This is a genomic window from Mucilaginibacter sp. OK098 (assembly GCF_900142915.1).
GTDB lineage: Bacteria > Bacteroidota > Bacteroidia > Sphingobacteriales > Sphingobacteriaceae > Mucilaginibacter.
On record NZ_FRCM01000002.1, the window covers coordinates 143050 to 161743 of the forward strand.

12 protein-coding genes are annotated in these 18694 nt (G+C 41.6%); 5 read left to right on the forward strand and 7 right to left on the reverse strand.

Annotated features, from left to right (window positions below; translation table 11 throughout):
• The first annotated feature begins 2 nt into the window (after positions 1–2).
• The gene (locus BUE31_RS07645; RefSeq protein ID WP_073401990.1) at positions 3–1052 is read left to right on the forward strand and encodes a SusE domain-containing protein; all 1050 of its coding nucleotides are present in this window, start codon (positions 3–5) and stop codon (positions 1050–1052) included.
• 60 nt (positions 1053–1112) lie between these two features.
• Positions 1113–2603, forward strand: a complete 1491-nt coding sequence (locus tag BUE31_RS07650; protein ID WP_143167052.1) for an alpha-amylase family glycosyl hydrolase — start codon at positions 1113–1115, stop codon at positions 2601–2603.
• Between the two features lie 271 nt (positions 2604–2874).
• Here the strand turns inward: BUE31_RS07650 and BUE31_RS07655 are convergent, their stop codons facing one another.
• The 3 genes from BUE31_RS07655 to BUE31_RS07665 form a co-directional block, all read right to left on the reverse strand.
• A complete protein-coding gene (locus tag BUE31_RS07655) occupies positions 2875–4776 on the reverse strand; it encodes an AAA domain-containing protein (protein ID WP_073401992.1) in 1902 nt (633 codons plus the stop codon).
• Positions 4777–5144: 368 nt separating this feature from the next.
• The gene (locus BUE31_RS07660) at positions 5145–5861 is read right to left on the reverse strand and encodes a DUF2490 domain-containing protein (RefSeq protein WP_073401995.1); all 717 of its coding nucleotides are present in this window, start codon (positions 5859–5861) and stop codon (positions 5145–5147) included.
• 353 nt (positions 5862–6214) lie between these two features.
• Entirely contained in the window at positions 6215–7951 is a 1737-nt protein-coding gene (locus tag BUE31_RS07665) for a phospho-sugar mutase (RefSeq protein WP_073401998.1), read from the reverse strand.
• Between the two features lie 368 nt (positions 7952–8319).
• Between BUE31_RS07665 and BUE31_RS07670 the strand changes: the two genes are divergently transcribed.
• A complete protein-coding gene (locus BUE31_RS07670) occupies positions 8320–10521 on the forward strand; it encodes a TonB-dependent receptor family protein (protein ID WP_073402000.1) in 2202 nt (733 codons plus the stop codon).
• A 79-nt stretch (positions 10522–10600) separates the two neighbouring features.
• Here the strand turns inward: BUE31_RS07670 and BUE31_RS07675 are convergent, their stop codons facing one another.
• Together BUE31_RS07675 and BUE31_RS07680 are read right to left on the reverse strand one after the other, a co-directional pair.
• Positions 10601–11872: a sensor histidine kinase gene (locus tag BUE31_RS07675; protein ID WP_073402002.1), complete on the reverse strand. Its 1272-nt coding sequence runs from the start codon at positions 11870–11872 to the stop codon at positions 10601–10603.
• Positions 11869–12546 (reverse strand): response regulator transcription factor, encoded by a 678-nt coding sequence (locus BUE31_RS07680; protein WP_073402005.1) that lies wholly within the window; start codon positions 12544–12546, stop codon positions 11869–11871. Before BUE31_RS07680 ends, BUE31_RS07675 begins: the two co-directional genes overlap by 4 nt.
• Positions 12547–12674: 128 nt before the next feature.
• Between BUE31_RS07680 and BUE31_RS07685 the strand changes: the two genes are divergently transcribed.
• Both BUE31_RS07685 and BUE31_RS07690 read left to right on the forward strand, forming a co-directional pair.
• A complete protein-coding gene (locus BUE31_RS07685; RefSeq protein ID WP_073402008.1) occupies positions 12675–13349 on the forward strand; it encodes a cytochrome b/b6 domain-containing protein in 675 nt (224 codons plus the stop codon).
• Entirely contained in the window at positions 13339–14118 is a 780-nt protein-coding gene (locus tag BUE31_RS07690; protein ID WP_073402011.1) for a hypothetical protein, read from the forward strand. Before BUE31_RS07685 ends, BUE31_RS07690 begins: the two co-directional genes overlap by 11 nt.
• On the opposite strand, the gene BUE31_RS07695 is transcribed toward BUE31_RS07690, so the two are convergent.
• Both BUE31_RS07695 and BUE31_RS07700 read right to left on the reverse strand, forming a co-directional pair.
• Positions 14115–16850 (reverse strand): S8 family peptidase, encoded by a 2736-nt coding sequence (locus BUE31_RS07695; protein WP_234997773.1) that lies wholly within the window; start codon positions 16848–16850, stop codon positions 14115–14117. The two genes, BUE31_RS07690 and BUE31_RS07695, sit on opposite strands and share 4 nt — an antisense overlap.
• A gap of 157 nt (positions 16851–17007) precedes the next feature.
• Positions 17008–17844, reverse strand: coding sequence for a M57 family metalloprotease (locus tag BUE31_RS07700; protein WP_073403046.1), 837 nt, complete (start codon positions 17842–17844; stop codon positions 17008–17010).
• Between the last annotated feature and the right edge of the window lie 850 nt (positions 17845–18694).

Below are 18694 nucleotides of genomic sequence, written 5' to 3' on the forward strand. Positions count from 1 at the left end.
TCATGAAAAAAATATTTTTTATTATACTGGCATTAACCTTTGGGCTGCTGTCTGCATGCAAAAAAGAACCGCATGTTACAGTTTCATCAAACATTGCAGCCCCGCTATTGACAAACCCGGCAGATGGATCATCAATAACTGTAACACCCCAGGATTCATTGCAATTAATGAGTGCTAAATGGCATAAGGCCAATTATGGAGTGGATGCCGTTGTAAGCTACTTTGTACAGGTTGATTTGGCTGGAAATAACTTTTCAAAACATATTGTTATTGGTACTACCAACCAAGACTCGCTGTCATTAACCTACGGCAATTTAAATAACATGCTGATCAACCATCTGCACGCGCCTGCAAACGCTGCCTCAACCATTGAGGTTCGCACCGTTGCGGCTATTTACGGTAAAGATTCTGTGTACTCAAAACCGGTTAAAATAACCTTTACAACTTATAAAGAGCTGGCTCCCGATAAGCTGTATGTACCCGGCGCATACCAGGGTTGGAACCCGGGTGGTGCTTTAACTATTCCGGCAGTTACCACCTACACTTACGAAGGCTATATCTACATGGGTACTGCTGATTATTTCAAATTTACCAGCGCACCAGATTGGGGCCATATTAATTTTGGTGATGCAGGCGGCGGCAAACTAAGTACCGACGGACAGGCAGGCGGCTTAAAAGTTGATGCAGCAGGTGTTTACAAACTGAATGCCGATATTAAAGGTTTAACCTATTCTGCCGCATTAATAAGCACTTTCGGTATTATTGGTACCGCTACCCCGCAAGCATGGAATGCTTCAACAGCTATGACCTATGATGTGGCCAAAAATGTATGGAGCATAAAATTAGCGCTGGTACCCGGCGCTCTGAAATTCCGCGCAAATGATGCATGGGATATTAACTACGGTCCTGCAGATGCCAATGCGTTAACAGGCAAGCTTATTTTTAATGATCCGGGCGCAATTACCATCACTGATGCCGGTACTTATACCGTTACTCTTGATATGAGCCAGACTGCACAAAAAAATTACGCTTATACCATAGTCAAAAACTAATTTATAAAAAAGGGCCCCGGCTGCTATAAAATGCCGGTGGTTCTTTTTTAAGCCATCTAAATGAAAAAGTATAGTTTGGCTGGTTACCGGTTTATCCCGGATTACATTCATTATTACAATAGGAACGTGAGCATGAGCATTTACAATTTAAAACAACAAATGAACAGTTTAATAATTATTCTATTAACGGCTTTTTTGGGTACCGGCTGCGGCAAAAAGGACGTAACGCCAACCCAAACGGGCCCGGTTATAACAAAACCTACAGACACCTATAAAGACCCTGACGCCTACGGAACCCCTTTTACCGGGGTACCTGATACCAAAGACATTATCATGTACGAAGTTAACCTGCGGTCATTCAGCACCGCACATAGCTTTAAAGGTGTTCAGGATAGGCTCGATTCTATTAAAGCGCTTGGCGTTAATACCATTTGGCTGATGCCTACATATCCTGTTGGTCAGCTAAAATCTGCGGGCGGTCTTGGCTCGCCATATGCAGTTAAAGATTACAATGGCGTTAACACAGAGTTTGGAAACCTTGATGACCTGCGCACATTGATTGCCAATGCCCACAGCCGTAACATGGCTGTGATACTGGATTGGGTTGCAGACCATACCTCGTGGGATAATGCATGGATCAACAACAAAGCCTGGTATAAGCAGGATGGGGCAGGTAATATTATTAGTCCGCCGGGCACGGGCTGGAATGATGTGGCAGCATTGGATTATACAAACAATGAAATGCGTACAGCCATGATCCGCGCTATGAAATACTGGGTGCTAACCGCCAATGTTGACGGTTACCGTTGTGACGCTACTGATTTTGTGCCAGACGACTTTTGGAAACAAACGCTGGATACCCTGCACAAATTCACCAACCGCAAGCTTATATTATTAGCCGAAGGCGTAAAAAAAGAAATGTTTACCAGTGGCTTTCAAATAACCTACGCTTTTGATTTTTACAGTTCATTGAAAGGTGTTTTTGCAGGCACAGCAGCCCCAAGCTCCTTATTTACCACCAATGCTAACGAGAATAGCACCCTTGCAAACGGAGGCTCTAAATTAAGATACAGCACCAATCATGATGTTACATCCAGCGATGGTGCTACCGTTACTATTTATAATGGCAAACAGGGTGCCCTGGCGGCTTTTGTACTGGCTGCTTATATGAATGGGGTGCCGTTAATTTATACCGGCCAGGAAGTTGGCAGCCCCAAACAGATCAGCATTTTTAATGATGACCCTATTGACTGGAGCACCAACCCGGATATGACGGCGGCATACAAAAAGATCATTGCATTCCGTACGGCACATGAGGCTGTAAAAATAGGCTCATTAACAACTTACAACGATAGTAACGTAATAGCTTTCGAAAAGAAATCAGGTGCTGATGATGTATTGGTACTGGTAAATGCAAAAAACAGTCCGGTTGATTTTACAGTGCCTGCTGCCGTACAGGGCGCATGGACAAACGGATTAACAAATAACAGTTTAACGCTTTCAGGCAAGGTAACCATGCAGCCGTATGCGTACCTGGTTTTGAAAAAGTGATGTGCGGATGCGTGGATATGCAGATGTGCGGATGAATGAATTTGCAAAGATGTAATTGGTTAATGAATAATAAACATAAACGTCATGCCGTCCGCCAACTGGTCGGATCGGCACCCCACAGGACAGGCCGCATGCAAGGTGTACACTTTTCAGATGAGGTGCTGATCCGACCAGTTGGCGGACAGCATGACGATATTTTATAATAGAATTTAAGACTTTTCTCTCCGTACAATTGGTTTACAAGGGGCGGGAGCCCTCCCGCTTCCTTGTATTAATTCATATACTCCCATGCACTCACGTACCCATTAACCCCTTCGGCATAGGCAATAAAATCCGCATAAAAAGGGAAGTTACCAAGGGTTGAACTATCGCCTATTACCACCAATTTTTTTCTGGCCCTTGTCATAGCTACATTCATCCGGCGGATATCCGACAGGAAACCTATCTCTCCCGTGGTATTGCTGCGCACCATGCTGATATAAACCACATCCCGCTCCTGCCCCTGGAAACTATCTATCGTGTTAACAGAAATTTTATCGGCATAAGGTTGCAATATGTCCGAACTTAACAACAGCTCCTTTAAAATACGGATCTGCTCTTTATAGGGTGATATAATAGCTACCGCCGGAAAGGTATCAAAAGTATATTCGGTATCTTCATGTGTGGTCAATTGCGTTAAATGCTTGATTAAAAATGCAGCTTCTTCTGGGTTAGTTGAACTGGTGCCTTCCAGCTTTTCATCAAAACCACAACCTGCGGTATCAACAAAAGTCAAAGGCAGATCTCCCGCAAATAACAATTGATATGCTACAGCATCATTAGCCTTTAACCTGTTCCCATAAAATTCTTTTGATGAAAACCCCATAATGGTTTCGTTCATCCGATATTGTTCATCCAGCAATGTCACCGCTTCGGGATGCAGGGCAACACATTTTTCGAGCAGGGTTGTGCTTAGCCCTCCCCTGGCTGCCTCGTTTGATTTTATAGTGGGTGCAAGCTGAAAATGATCGCCCGCCATAATAACCTTTTGAGCTTTTAAAATAGGAATCCAGCAGGCCGGTTCAAGTGCCTGTCCGGCTTCGTCAATTACTACTGTGCCAAACTTAACATTACGTACCGTGTAATGGCTTGAACCTACCAGCGTAGCGGCAATAACCTGTGCCTTTGCAACCAGGTCATCAATAATAAATTGTTCCGTTTTATCAACCTCCCGCATTATTTTGTGTGCCTCATCAAACAGCGCCTTGCGCTGGTCGCGTTCGGCTTTGCCAAAGCTGCGCTTGTATTTGTGCGCCATGTTTTTGTATTCAGATGCCTGTTTTTTCAGCTTCTTAACATCCTTCACGTAACTATGCTCGGCCATTTTACTATCTAAAGTAAGTGACATCAATTTGTCCGACACCCTGGCCGGGTTACCTATCCGCAAAACGTTCAGGCCTTCATTGCTCAGCTTCTCGCTCAGCAAATCAACAGCGGTATTACTGGGGGCAACTACCAATACCTGCTCTTTATTTTGTGCGATGAGCGCCCTGATTGCCTGCACCAGCGTAGTAGTTTTCCCCGTTCCCGGCGGACCATGAACCACAGCCACATCCTCTGCAGAAAGGATCTTCTGCACCGCTGATCGCTGCGATAAATTCAACCCGTTTAAAGCAGGGGATTCTTTTATGTCTGCAAACGATGGCACATTTTCGCCAGTCAAAATATTAATTAAACGTCCTTCAGGTTTTTCTTTTAACAGCGATGCCTGTTTAATGGCATTCTGCATTTCATCATAGCTGTTGTTATCAAAAAGCAGTTCAACACCCAGCTTACCGTCATGTGCCCAATCGGGCAGCTCCTCGGTAAACAAGGTTATTTTAAGCCGGTTACCGCCCTGGTAGGATACCGTTCCTTCCAACCTGTCCTTTTTAGGATCGTGGTTAGAAAACAATACTGCCGATGCTCCAAACCTAAACTGGTGACTAACATCCTGGTGCGTGGTACGCTCAACCTCAACGGATAAATAATCGCCACGGCTTGGCTCCGTGCCTCTTATGGCTATCGGGTACCAGGTTAATCCGTTGGCCCTGCGATCGGCCACGGATGATGTTTCAGTGAGTTTTAAATAGGCATTACGGTCTTCATCCCGTTCTATCTTTAACAGATCAAGCAGCTTTTTAAAATAAGGCATGTGCAAAGATGGAATTTTTAAACAGCAGCGTAAATAAGTTTATGGCTTCTTATCTACTTTTTATAGTCGGCAATACCTATAACACCCTTTTTGAGCTGTGACCATAGGGTCTATGTCATTGGGTTAAGGGATATCACAAACGTGATGCTCCCCACAAACCTTTTAGCCCCCTCTAAATCGCCTCCGCTGGTTAGCGGAGAGACTTTAGCTTCGCCCGCGTCTATTTTTTTCAAGTCCTCCCTACCGGGGAGGATTTAGGTGGGGCTATTGTACATTGCTATGTGGTTAGTTTATAGCCAATGTTAACTTAATGGCATGACCCATAGAGCATTCTTTATTTTATAGGATTACTAACCTCTAAAAACCTATTAATTTCCAAACCGGGTGTAAACAGCAAACTGCACCACATGATTAATGGTATAAGCCTCGGCCTGCTTAATATACTGGTTAAGGTAACCGGCTTCTACATCAACCATTTTATTTAGGCGATATCCAAAAGCGGCATAGGCCCGGTTCTGATCAAACGTGTGCTTGTTTAGCTTATTCTTATTTTGAACATTGGCAAAAATCTCATTCTGCAAAGCCAGGAATGCCCCTTTGGTGAAAACAGCATCGTTGTTAAGCGGCATTACTCCTCTTGCAAAATACCTGAAACGCTGGGCAAAGAAATCCGGCTGCGTGTTTGTTTGCCCTAAAAAGCGCTGCTCTAAGCGGAACCGATGTGTTATGGTTGTATTGGTACCCACTTTGTTGGTAACAACAAACTGCTGAAAGATCCGGCTTTCCGGCCTAAAAGTTTTAACATCGTTCACCCTGCCATTGGTAGCCACATAAGCATAGCCCAATGCGGCACTCTTATTTTTATCAAAATAATAATTTACCGAGGGCCTTACTAAAATATGCTTTAAAAAATCGACATGATGTGCCGAGCGGAATTGTGCATCAAACGATGCTCCCCAATGATCAGAAAACTTTTGTGTGTGAAACCATGCCCCCCAGGTTGAAAATTCATTTGTTTGGGCCGATGCGATGCCTGAGATAATTAACTGAACAAAAATTAAGCATGATAACGCTTTTAATTTCATAATTTCCTTTTAGTGTATAGTCGAATTTTAACGGACTAAACTGAAATTAATTATCATGATTATATGCTTTTAGTTCTTTTTAGAAAAGTTTCTATGTGATGTACCATCAACATTTCTCTTTGTTATTCTCAAGTACAAACTCCTGGGAAAACTAAAAAAAAAAAATATGTCATTGCGATCCGCTGGCTAGCGGAGGGCAACCGCGCGCCATACACAACCGCCAGTGCAAGTTCTACACCTTTCTGTTCACTCTGTATAGCATGCGATTGCTTCGTTCCTCGCAATGACATGGTGGTTAATTAGTTTTAAAAAGAATCTGCAAAAGTAGCGCGAAAGCAGAATGACAAAGGTTTTTAAACACCCAGATCCTTCATTATAGCGCTAATCTTTTCATCCAGTTGCTTATCAGTATCATAATAAGCAGCTTTATTGGCAAGCTTACCATTAACACTGCAATAGAATTTAATCTTAGGTTCGGTACCTGACGGCCGTGCCGATATAATGCTGCCATCCTCGGTTATAAACTGCAGCACATCGCTTGTAGGCAGCTCCAGCTTTTTAGTGGTATTGGTTAGCAGATCAGTTTCCACACCTTTCTCATAATCTTTGAGCGTAGCAACTTTCGATCCCCCTAAAGTAGCCGGCGGATTGGTGCGGAATTTCTCCATCATTTCCTTGATCTCTTCGGCGCCTGTCTTTCCTTTTTTGGTTAGTGAGATCAATTTTTCTTTATAGAAACCGTACTGCACATAAGTATCAATCAAGGCTTCAAATAAGCTGCTGCCTTTGTCTTTATAGTAAGCCGTCATTTCAGCAATAAATGCGCTGCTTACTACCGCATCCTTATCCCGCACCAGCTCGCCAATCAGGTAGCCGTAGCTTTCTTCGCCGCCGCCTATAAAGGTTTGCTTGCCTTCAAATTTGGTCATCAGTTCGCCAATGTATTTAAAGCCGGTTAAGGTGTTGTAAAAAGTAACGTTCCTGGCTTTGGCAATTTGCTCAATCAGGTTGGTGGTAACAATGGTTTTAACAATATACTCTTTGCCGGTAAGCTTGCCTTTTTCTTCCCAGGCAGTTAACAGGTAGTTGATCAGCATGGCGCCGGTTTGGTTACCATTCAGCAATATGAATTCGTTTTCAGTGTTCTTTACGGCAATCCCCACACGGTCGGCATCCGGGTCGGTGGCCAGTACCAGGTCGGCATCTGTTTCCTGCGCCTTTTTAAGGGCAAGCGTTAAAGCTTCTTTCTCTTCAGGGTTTGGATAAACCACCGTAGGGAAATTACCATCCGGCGTAGTTTGTTCATCAACCAATATCACATTCTCAAATCCAAAAAGCTTCAATGCCTGTGGTACCAAAGTTATCCCGGTTCCATGAATAGGCGAATAAACAATCTTAAGATCCTTCTGGCGCTTTATGGCTTCTGGCGATACTGAAAGCTTTGTTATCTCATTAAGATATTGCGCATCAATCTCCTCGCCTATCTCTTCAATATTGGCATCAACCCGGTTAAATTTTATCTCATCAACACTGCTGATGGCTGCTACCTCATCCATCACCGCTTTATCCTCCGGCGATACAAACTGCCCGCCGTCTGCACCGTAAGCTTTGTAGCCATTGTATTCTTTCGGGTTGTGCGATGCGGTAAGCATCACCCCGCTTTTACAACCTAATACCCGCACCGCGAAAGAAAGCTCGGGCGTTGGGCGCAATGCCTTAAAAAAGTACACATAAATATCATTGGCAGAAAACACCTCGGCAGTAATGCGCGAAAACAGGTCGGCATTATTCCGGCTGTCATGCGCTATAGCAACTTTAATTTTCTCGCCGGGATAGCTTTTTTTAAGGTGATTGGCCAGGCCCTGTGTAGCAGCACCAATAGTATATTTATTAATGCGGTTACTGCCGGGCCCCATAATTCCGCGCAAGCCACCGGTACCAAACTCAAGGTCGCGGTAAAATGAATCGGTTAGCTCCGTATATGATTTATTATCCAATAAAGTCTGGATCTGTTGCTTAACGTCAGCGTCATAATTTCCCTTCAGCCATGCATTAGCTTTCTGAAGAATGGTGGGATCTAATTCCTGCATATCAATATTTATATTTTCGGTTAATCGTTTTTTGGTGACAATTCAAATATGATAATAAAAAAGTATTTTAAACAGATGTTGTTTGCGGTAAGTGGAATTTATTCTTCAGGGCATTAGTAGTTGTTGTAATATCATTATTGAGCGATTCGGGAAATATCTCAAAATATTTTCAAACCCATCGTAAGGTTTCCTCTTAAACCCCGACTAACTTCAAAAGCAACTAAAAACCTTTTGATCTTGTATAGTATTTAATTACTTATGCTAACATTGCACTAACAAATACATTTCATTTTATCGGCATACTTAAAAATTAGTCTCTAAAGCTTTAAATATCGTTATACTTTTAAAAACATAATCAAAAACAACATATGACAAAACCCCGCCATTTAAACCTTGTTATTTTATTTTTACTTACCACCTTTTCCGTTTTTGAGGCAAAGGCGCAAACCCCTGTACATTCACCGGCAAAAGACACGCTTGCACTTGATAGCGTGACAATAAGAGACAGCCGCTCAAAACATTTACCTGATGTAGTTGGCACAAGCGTATTTGCCGGTAAAAAAACTTACGTAATATATCCTGATGCCGGTAGGGCTAACACGGCAGCCAGTAACATCCGCACCATTTTTGGGAGTATCCCGGGCGTTAATGTGTGGGAAATGAGCGGCAACGGTTTCCAGGTAAATATTGGCACCCGCGGTACCGATACCCATCGCAGTAATGAAACCAATGTGCGTCAAAATGGCTATAACACTAATTCTGACCTCTTTGGCTATCCGGAGGCGCATTATGTGCCCCAGTTTGATGCCGTAAGCGAGATCCAGGTAGTTCGTGGCTCGGCGGCCCTGCAGTTTGGCAGCCAGTTTGGCGGCATGGTAAATTATAAAATAAAGGATGGCGATACCAGCAAGGCGTTTAGCATTGAAAGCAACCAAACGGCAGGATCAAATAAATACTTTAACTCGTTTAACGCAATTAGCGGTAAAAGCGGTAAATGGAGCTACTACGCTTATTACGCAAGCCGTAGCGGCGATGGCTGGCGCAATAATGCACGCTTTAACGGGCAATGGTTTTATGGCAACTTAAAGTACCAGTTTAATAATAAGGGTAGCATTGCGCTGCAGTTTTCGCGTGTTAACTTTTTTGAGCAGGATGCCGGCGGCTTAACCGATGCGCAGTTCAATGCCAATAACCGCCAGGCCACGCGCACCCGTAACTATTTCGACCCTGAGATAAACATACCGGCCCTGTTGTTTAATTATAAGCTGGGCGATAATACCAAACTGGAGGTAACATCGCACGGCATAATCGGGCAGCGTAACAGCGTACAATTTTTAAATAACCCCAATGTTGCCGATACCGTTAATAAAAAACTAAATACCTATAACCCACGCCAGGTAGACCGTGATTACTACTACGGCTTTACTACCGAAGCCCGCTTGCTTACCCGTTATAAACTGGGCAGCCTTACCAGCACCTTTACCAGCGGACTGCGCTATTTTACTGAGCTTACCAACCGCAGGCAAAAGGCTACCGGTACCACCGGGTCAGACTATGACCTTACCGTTTTAAAACCCTATGGTATTGACCTGCACCTGCACACCCATAATTATGCTGCATTTGCCGAAAACGTTTTTCAGATAACGCCAAAGTTCACCATAACACCGGGAGCAAGGTATGAAATTATCAATACAAGCCTTGAGGGAGTTATTGATAATGCAGTTGACCATGTTGCTTACCAAAATAAACGCCATTTCCCGCTGTTTGGCACCGGGCTGCAATACCAGCTTACCGCAAACAGCCAGTTTTACGGTAATATTTCGCAAGCTTACAGGCCGTTTAGCTACGCCAATATTATTCCGGGGAATGACCTTGCTGTGGTTAACCCCAACTTAAGAGATAGTCGCGGCTACGACGCTGACCTTGGCTACCGTGGCAACATTGGCAGCATATTCAACTACGACTTTAACCTGTATTATGTTTACTATGGCGACAGAATAGGTAACCTTACCGAGCTTAACTCATCCAACCAAACCTATATTTATACCACAAACATAGGTAACGGCGCAGCTAAGGGGGCTGAGCTTTACACAGAAATATCCTTATGGCGTACCTTTAACAAAAATGCGGTGAGCGATATCCGCCTGTTTAACTCATTAGGGTATGATCATGCCCGCTACACCAGTGGTTCGCTGGCCAATGGAGCTACCAATATAAGCCTTGCCGGTAAATGGCTGGAAGGCACACCGGAGTGGATAAACCGCACGGGCCTAACCTACCTTAACAAACATGTAAGCACAACCCTGCAATACAGCTATGTAGGTAAAAATTATACCGACGCCAATAACACAGTATTTAACCCAACAGGACTAAGCGGCATTGTGCCTGCCTATCACGTTTTTGATTGGTCGTTTAACTACAGCTTTTTTAAAAACTATCACATCTTCAGTAATATCAGCAACGTATTTAATGCCAAATACTTTAGTCGCCGCATAACCATATTGCCCGGTCCCGGCATATTACCGGCCGACGGCAGGACATTTAACGTAGGGTTTGGAGTGAAAATATAACGATGTTTACGCAGGGCGTTTTATAGGTTGAATAAATTTATAAGATGCCTTGCGAAAATATTATTATACCGTTGATGTACTATTTTGGACCTTCTAGTAAATTGAAATTTATTTCAAAAGTATGCAGCAATCCGTTATGACGATATGTAATATCCCAGTTATATAATTGGCAAATATTTTTAACAATGGTTAGGCCCAAGCCTGTCCCGTCTGATTTTTGCCCTTTGTGAAAGCGTTCAAATAACATATGTTCATCCAGCGGTTTTTCAGCACCCTGATTTTGAAAGATCAGCTTTTTATCGGTTAAGGTAATAAGTATTTTCCCGTTGTTTATATTATGCCTTATGGCATTGCTGAACAAATTGTTCAGCAAAATATCTAAAAGAAACTTACTGGCACAAACTTGTTTATCATGCAGATCCTCAGTAACAGTTATGTTTTTTGATAATGATAACTCCTGGAATTGATGTACCTTTTGAATGATTACAGATTGCAGGCTTATTGTTTCTGCATCGTTGATTAAATTATTTTCAATCTTCACTAACAAAAGCATTGATTGGTTTAACCTCGATAGCTTACCTGTTGCCAGGTAAATATCATTTATCTGTTCATATTGTTCAAGTCTTAAGGTTTCATCCTGTATAAGTGTATCAAGTTTGGAAGTAATAACAGCCAGCGGCGTCATCATTTCATGCGATGCATTTTCGGTAAAATGTTTTAAATGCTGATAGTCATTTTTTACCCGTGAATACATTATCTGAACTGCTTTATTCAATTCATTAAACTCGTCCACTTTATTGGGTTTAATTGAAAAACCATCCGGATCAGCAATATTAAAAGCTTTTAATTCATTAAGCGTACTATAAAACGGTCGCCATAAACCATTCAGCATATATTTATTAGTAATAAAAATTGTAAATAATAGTACAACCATCAGCACAAGCGTGATAATAGTAATTAGCTGAATCAAATACTTAGTGGTTTCGTATGATTCTGTAATGGTAACTATGTAATGTTCACCCTTTAATGATATCAACCCTGATATGGCCCGGCCGTCTTCGGCTTTCTTTTCGCGCGGGTTACTATAAATAGTATCAAAAAATCTGGTTTCAATTTTGGTATTGTTCGTTTTTACAAAAACAGTTTGGTCCTCATCAAAATCAACCTGCTTGGGCAGCTTTGCATTACGGTTTACATAATCAATAACTTCACCAATTTCTTCAGACAGATCACGGTCAAGCTGGTTCCGGGCAATTTGATTAATAGCAAAGTAATAGATCACCGCACCGGCAATCAGAACAGTTATAGTAATAATTATACTGGCTTTATTATAATGGGCCGATAACTTCATTCTGTCATAAATTTATAGCCTATACCGTAAATTGATTTCAGGTAATCTTTGCAGTTGGCATCAAGGAGTTTTTTCCTCAGGTTTTTAATATGGGTATAGATAAAATCGAAATTATCATGCATATCCATTTCATCTCCCCACATATGTTCTGCAATAGCAGTTTTTGAAATAACTTTCCCTTTGTTAGCTATAAAATACAACAGCATGTCATATTCTTTCCTGGTTAAAACAATACGGATCTGGTTAACTTCAACTGTTCGCCCAAGCAGGTTTATGGCTATTTCATTAAATATAAGTTTATTATTGGTATTAAAAGTCTTGCGCCTGTAAGTGGCTACTACTCTTGCTTTAAGTTCAGCAAGGTGAAAAGGCTTGGTAAGATAATCGTCTGCGCCAATATTTAAGCCTTTTATTTTGTCATCAAGAGAATTTCTGGCTGATATTATTACTACGGCTTCGTTCCTGTTTTTCTCTCTCAGGTAATCCAAAACAGCAAACCCTTCGCCATCAGGCAGCCCTATATCCAGTAAAATACAATCGTATTCATAAGCAGATAATTTTTCGATTGCTGTATTTAAGCAGCCACAGCTTTCACAAATATCACTTTCTTCATTAAAGTAGTTGGTAATATTATCGCGAAGGCCTTGTTCATCTTCTATTATCAGGAGTTTCAAATGGTCTTTTTATCAAATATAATAAAGCATGTTGAAGAAATTCTGAAGATGAAGATCATTTACGCCGCAACTACAGAATTACTTCAAATTATGATTATATTTTTAAAAAATCATGCAATGATTAAAATATGACTGTTATTGAACCGGTAAAAATGGATGTGATCCATCCTCAAAAAAATAAAAAATATTCGCCTTCATTGCGCCTGTGGCATTGGGTTAACCTGGTTGTTATAAGCGGATCGCTGATAACCGTTTTGATCAATTCAACCATTACCGATGATCACACAACTTCATCATTAATAAAAACCGAATTACAAAAATCAGGTGTAAACGCAAGTGAAGATCAGGCCAGGTCGGCAGCGCATGCATTAAGCGACAGTGTTTGGGATATTCATGTGTATTTTGGGTATTGCCTTGCCGGCCTGTTAGTATTCAGGCTGATATTGGAATTTTTTCAATTAGCCGATCAGAAATTTATAAGGCAGATGAAAAGCGCTTACGCAAAATTTAATGCCATTAAAAAGAATAGGGAAATTGCCGGGCGTGAGCTTACGGTAAAACTCATATATGCTGCATTTTACCTTTTATTGGTAATTCTGGTTATAACCGGTTTATTTTTGGCTTTTGAAGATGCTTTAGCCGCATACAAATCCATAAGGCACAGTGTTAAAGAAGTACATAGTTTTTGCATGTACCTGGTTTTAGCTTTTATAGCAGTGCATTTAGCAGGTGTATTTCTTGCCGAAAGAAAAGACTCAAAAGGAATAGTTTCTGATATGATAAATGGCGGCAATGAAAATTAGTAATACGCATAAAACGTTATTGATATTTATAAGCTTATCGCTTATTTGCTGCATTGTTAAAGCTCAGGATAATTACGAGATCCAGGTTTATGGTTCAGAAACCGTAGAAAAAGGCCGCACCATGGTTGAGCTGCACAGTAATTACACGGCAAATGGATTTACAACCGGTGCAAATGGCGAATTGCCTGACAATCATGTTGTTCATGAAACCATTGAAATTACTCACGGCTGGACCCCATGGTTCGAAACCGGCTTTTATATTTTTAACTCAATAGGCGGCCAGGGCCGAACAGCTTATGTTGGTTCACACATTCGCCCACGTTTTGCAGCGCCTGCCGAATGGAAATGGCCGGTAGGTGTAAGTTTGTCAACAGAGTTTGGTTTTCAAAAACGGGCCTTTTCCGCAAATACCAGCACCTTAGAAATAAGGCCAATAGTTGATAAAAAATGGAACAAGCTGTACATCTCAGTTAACCCCACACTTGATAAAAGCTTTGCCGGACCAGACGAAAACAGGGGCTTCATATTTTCGCCTAATGTGAAAGGCAGCTATGATGTAAGTAAAATTGTTGCGCTGGGCCTTGAATATTATGGAAGCACAGGGCCATTTTTTCATTACGACCCTTTGCAGCAGCAACAGCAACAATTGTTTGTAGCCACAGATTTAAATTATAACGCCGACTGGGAGTTTAATGGCGGTATTGGCTATGGTTTTACAAAGGGCACCGATAAAGCTATTTTTAAAATAATAATTGGCAGAAGGTTTTAAATTTTAATCAGTTTACCCTGATAAACAATTTTCCCTTTTAGCATTATTACATAAACATATACCCCGGGATTAAGGTTTAGCTGGAAAGTATTCTGCAATTCATTAATGGCCTTATCCAGGCTTAACCTTCCGCCGGCATCATATAGCTTAAACTCGTAATCATTAATATCGCCGCTCAATATGTTCACCTGGGTGCTTACCGGGTTAGGGTATATGGTAAACTGACTATTTTGTAAAAATGTGGCGTCGGCAAGGTCAGAGTAAGTGATCTTGCCATCTTCGGTAATGAGTTTTGCCCGATAATACTGAATTCCTTTTTTAGGATTGACATCTATAAACTGATAGGCTAATGCCGAATTAACTGTGGTTGTACCCAGCGTTGCATAAGTATTTGTACCGGTCTGTTTTTCCCAGGTGATGGATTTGAGGTTTACTACACTGCCTATTTGCAGGTTAAGCGCTATGGTATTATTTATTACATTGGCCAATAAGGTTTTAATATAACAACCCACACCCTGGGCGGTAGCATCAATAGTAAGGCTTTTTATTCCTTCAAAACCATCGCCCTGCGCACTCACCGCAAAATATGATGTTGCCTGTTGCTGGGCTGGTATAATAATGGCAGTATCCATTACGGTAGTAAATTGTTGTAGTAAATTATCTTTGATGGTGTAAATAACATAACCTTTACTCCCCAGCTGGGCTTTCCAGTGAAGTAAAGTACCGTCGGTACAATTATACCCCACTTCCAGGTTCAAAGGTTTTGAAATTACAAACTCTTTGCTGGTAAATACCTGCCCGTTAATATCCATTTTAAGCATACCTGTTGTAAAGGCATCGGGCGCAGTCCAGTCATAATATTTATCTTTCAGGGTGATGTTGCCAATAGCGTTCCAGGTGGCTCCATGGTCATAACTTACGCTCAATTGGCCAGATGCGGTGCTGAATGAGCTTTGCCAGCGCAGGTAGTTTTCCGCTGTCGCAAAAAGCTGGTCGCGGCCTGCGGGATAGGTCCACTCAAAGCGGTTTGCCGTTACAGCCTGGTGCGCAATATAAAAGGCTTGTGAGCCAGATGCTACTTTAGCGCCCTTTATATGAATAATATAATTACCTGCAGCAGGGTTTTGTAAAGTTACCTGCTCCGTGTTATTCAGGGTATCCCTTTTACGCACAGCCAGTTTCAATAATGAATCTAACGAGGGGTACGAACTCAGGGTCCATGGCAATAGGGTTTGGCCATTGGGTGTGGTTATTGACAGATCAAGATCATTGACCAGGGCAGTAGGCGCATTGAGTAACGCAGGCGGATCGTTCCAGGCTAATGACACTTTAAATTCGCTGTTACCTGCCGGAACGTTTATGATATAATCAGTTTGTTGTCCGCTACTTACTGATCCTTTTTTAAAACGGCCTTCGTTAATAGTTCGCAACGCTTCAAGGGCATTAAGCTGCCCGTAGCCTGTTTTATGGTCTACACCCGGCAAACCAATATCATCTGCCGAATTAATAAGCACGCTTTTGATCAACGCTGCTGATGGTAATTGCCCCGTTTGCATTTTATAAGCCTGCTGTAACAGCACCACCGTACCCGAAACTAATGCCGCTGCCCCCGATGTGCCGTCTTCTCCATTAGCCACAAGTTCAGGCTTAATCCGGCCATCATACGCCGGGCCTGCCGAACTCAAATCTTCAGGTGCACCCGTACGATCGGTACCACCAACAACCAACACATTTTTCGCTTGTTTAAAGGTGCCCGATAGGTTGGCTACTCCTGTAATGCCGTTGTATACCCCTGTTGCAGATGCCGATGTGCCTATATTTCCTGACGAGAATACATGGGTTATTGAATCATTCTCCATCACCTGCTGGTCATAAGCCACAGCTTCGGCCCCGTAATAATTTTCGATCCCGGTGCCGTAGGAGTGATTTTGTACTCCAATATCAAAAGCTTTAAAAATGGCTGTGCTATCTGGCAGTAACCGGGCAAAGTCTGACGAGGTGAACCTTACCTTGGGCGCCGCCCCAAGCCCCAGGATATATGAATTGCCGTTGCCTCCAATTAAGGTAGCCATAATAGTGGCATGCCCCGAAGTAACATCAGCCGCCTTGAACGAGTTGAATGAGCGGCCGAGCAGGTCAAGGTCATTATCATAACGCTGTTCTTTAATGCCAATGTTTATACCGCTGCCATTAATAGCCGGATAATTATCGGCAATAGCCGAGACTTGGTTTATACCCAGGTCAATATCATTAATTACCAACTCGGCATGAGCTTTCCGGGTAACATTTGCAAAAACAACATATGGCTGCTGTAACAGATCGGGCAGCTGCTGTAATGTTATATTCAGCGTTACTATATTTGCGGTTTGAGCGGTTATTTCACCGTATTTTTTGATAGCTGTTAATACCGAATCGTTGCAGGAGGTAACTGATAAGTCTACAGACTGATTTCTGGACGGATGTTTTTGTAAAAGCAGCAGCAAATTATCTGTAGCTTTCCATAATGAGCTTACATGTGTGGCTTCCTGTATATTTTTATCGCCTGATAAATCAGCGGCTGACGCTACCACATAAAAGTTATAAGATACTCTTTTTACCAGGCGGAGTTTTTTAATATCAGCCTTAGCCGGATCCTTAAATTTAACCAGGTAATAGTTAATGTTATTATTTGTGTTCAACAACCCGGCAACAGGTGCACCCTTATAAAGCCCGGCAATGGCTTTATCGCTCATTGGCTTTTGTGCCCGGGACAGTTTAAAGCATAAAAATATCAGTAAAAAACAAAGCGATTTTTTAACCATACTGTATATTAAACTAAAGGGGAGTTACACTCCCCTTTAGTTAGTAAAACTACTTTGTTGATCAATAAGAAGCAATACGATAAAGTTTTTAGTACAAATAGTTTAACGCTATTACGTCATTTGCGTTAAATGAACGGTCGGTTCCGCTTGAGCAGGCCAGCATAAATGAAGCCGCATCAAATGTTTTGGTTGGTGTACCAGGGATGTGAACAGCTCCGATACCTGCACTACCTTCATTAACTGCAGATCCTCCGCAGCTTAAAGAACGGTTAAAGTAATCCGTATGACGGAAACCTATGCAATGCCCCATTTCGTGCTGAATTACCGAAGTAACATACCCCACATCAGGATTAGTTCCATAAGCTTGCGCATTGGTATTAAGCTGGATCTGATTGTAAGGGTTGCCCGATGAAGTTGGGAAGCCCGAAGAACCTAAAGTGATGTAACCACCGCTTGGACCCTGGTTAAAACCAATGATCTGGATGCTGCCACCACTACTTACCACCTGGAATTTAAGCGTAAGGTTTAACGCATTATAGCGTGATACAGCGTTAGCTGTAGCAGTAGCGTAAACTGTAGGTAAATTTGAAACTGATACAGTAATTGTTCTTGGAAGATTTTTAACCAGGTTGGTCGTCCGGTACTGTTCTGTTTCAGCAATTCTAAGGTTTGGGCTAGTGCTTACCTCCGAAAGGTTGGCCGGGGTTAGCATAATATCACCTTCTACCAGGTAATTATCGCCCACTTTGCGCACATTATCTGTGCTAAAACCCAGATCGGAGATCTTTTGGGTAGCATCGGCTGAAATTTGTGTAGCAGGATCAACCTTTTTTTCGGTGCTTTGATTGTTTTTTGTACAAGCGGTTAGTAATGAAGTTGCACATACCATGCATACCCCAATTTTAAATAAGAGTTGTTTTTTCATTTGTTGGTACTGTAATTTGTTAATAGTTAAATAATACTTAAAACAATCATCAGCTGGCCAGCCCATTGTTCCCACGATAAATATATTAAATCGCGTCAACATTAATTTAATATTTAATAAATATTTTAATCATAAATGCAATCATATTGCTCATAAGATAAAAAAATCACGTGCCATGTGTAATAATTACACGTGTAATACCAATTAATAAATAAGTACAAACATTTGTATTAGATAAATTAAACCGTGTTTTTTTTACATTTATAAATTATTTTACAATAAATACCAGGAATGAACGGATCAAATCGAATCCAAAAAAAATCTTGAAAAAAAATTCAACAAACCTTGTTTTATTGAGATTTTCATCTGCCGGAAACCCATTTTTGAGCACCAAATCTGCGACAGATCAGCTCATTGGAGAGCAGATTCTGCCTGATAAATGCCTGCGGTCATAAATTTTACAATAAATAACTTTGGATCTGGCTTGCTGATTTCAAGCTAAAATGACAATTGAAAATTTACCGATAGCATTGGTTATGGCTTTATATAAGGCACAGATAAAGCTCTTTTTAAGATAATAACAGCCGGAAGATTTTAGAAACAAATGTATTTAGAACGCTGATTTTCAATACCAGTCATTCCCCAAAGCAGATGTATTAAAATAAATCATTTTTCTTATGGCCCGCTAAGCAAATTTGCAGGAGGCTCCGATGGAGCCTTGCTAGCTTAGCAAAATGGCTATAAACAGGCTGCTCCTCCGAAGCTCTTAAATGGTTTAACATTTGTTTTTCACTCCGGAGGAGTATCCTGTTTATAGAAAATCGCAATATTCCTGTTTGGGCTCTATAGG

Bases quoted from the DNA above. Each gene is read 5' to 3' on its own strand.
- BUE31_RS07645 (WP_073401990.1), top strand. From the start codon at position 3: ATGAAAAAAATATTTTTTATTATACTGGCATTAACCTTTGGGCTGCTG.
- BUE31_RS07650 (WP_143167052.1), top strand. From the start codon at position 1,113: ATGAAAAAGTATAGTTTGGCTGGTTACCGGTTTATCCCGGATTACATT.
- BUE31_RS07655 (WP_073401992.1), bottom strand. From the start codon at position 4,776: ATGCCTTATTTTAAAAAGCTGCTTGATCTGTTAAAGATAGAACGGGAT.
- BUE31_RS07660 (WP_073401995.1), bottom strand. From the start codon at position 5,861: ATGAAATTAAAAGCGTTATCATGCTTAATTTTTGTTCAGTTAATTATC.
- BUE31_RS07665 (WP_073401998.1), bottom strand. From the start codon at position 7,951: ATGCAGGAATTAGATCCCACCATTCTTCAGAAAGCTAATGCATGGCTG.
- BUE31_RS07670 (WP_073402000.1), top strand. From the start codon at position 8,320: ATGACAAAACCCCGCCATTTAAACCTTGTTATTTTATTTTTACTTACC.
- BUE31_RS07675 (WP_073402002.1), bottom strand. From the start codon at position 11,872: ATGAAGTTATCGGCCCATTATAATAAAGCCAGTATAATTATTACTATA.
- BUE31_RS07685 (WP_073402008.1), top strand. From the start codon at position 12,675: ATGACTGTTATTGAACCGGTAAAAATGGATGTGATCCATCCTCAAAAA.
- BUE31_RS07690 (WP_073402011.1), top strand. From the start codon at position 13,339: ATGAAAATTAGTAATACGCATAAAACGTTATTGATATTTATAAGCTTA.
- BUE31_RS07695 (WP_234997773.1), bottom strand. From the start codon at position 16,850: ATGAGCGATAAAGCCATTGCCGGGCTTTATAAGGGTGCACCTGTTGCC.
- BUE31_RS07700 (WP_073403046.1), bottom strand. From the start codon at position 17,844: ATGAAAAAACAACTCTTATTTAAAATTGGGGTATGCATGGTATGTGCA.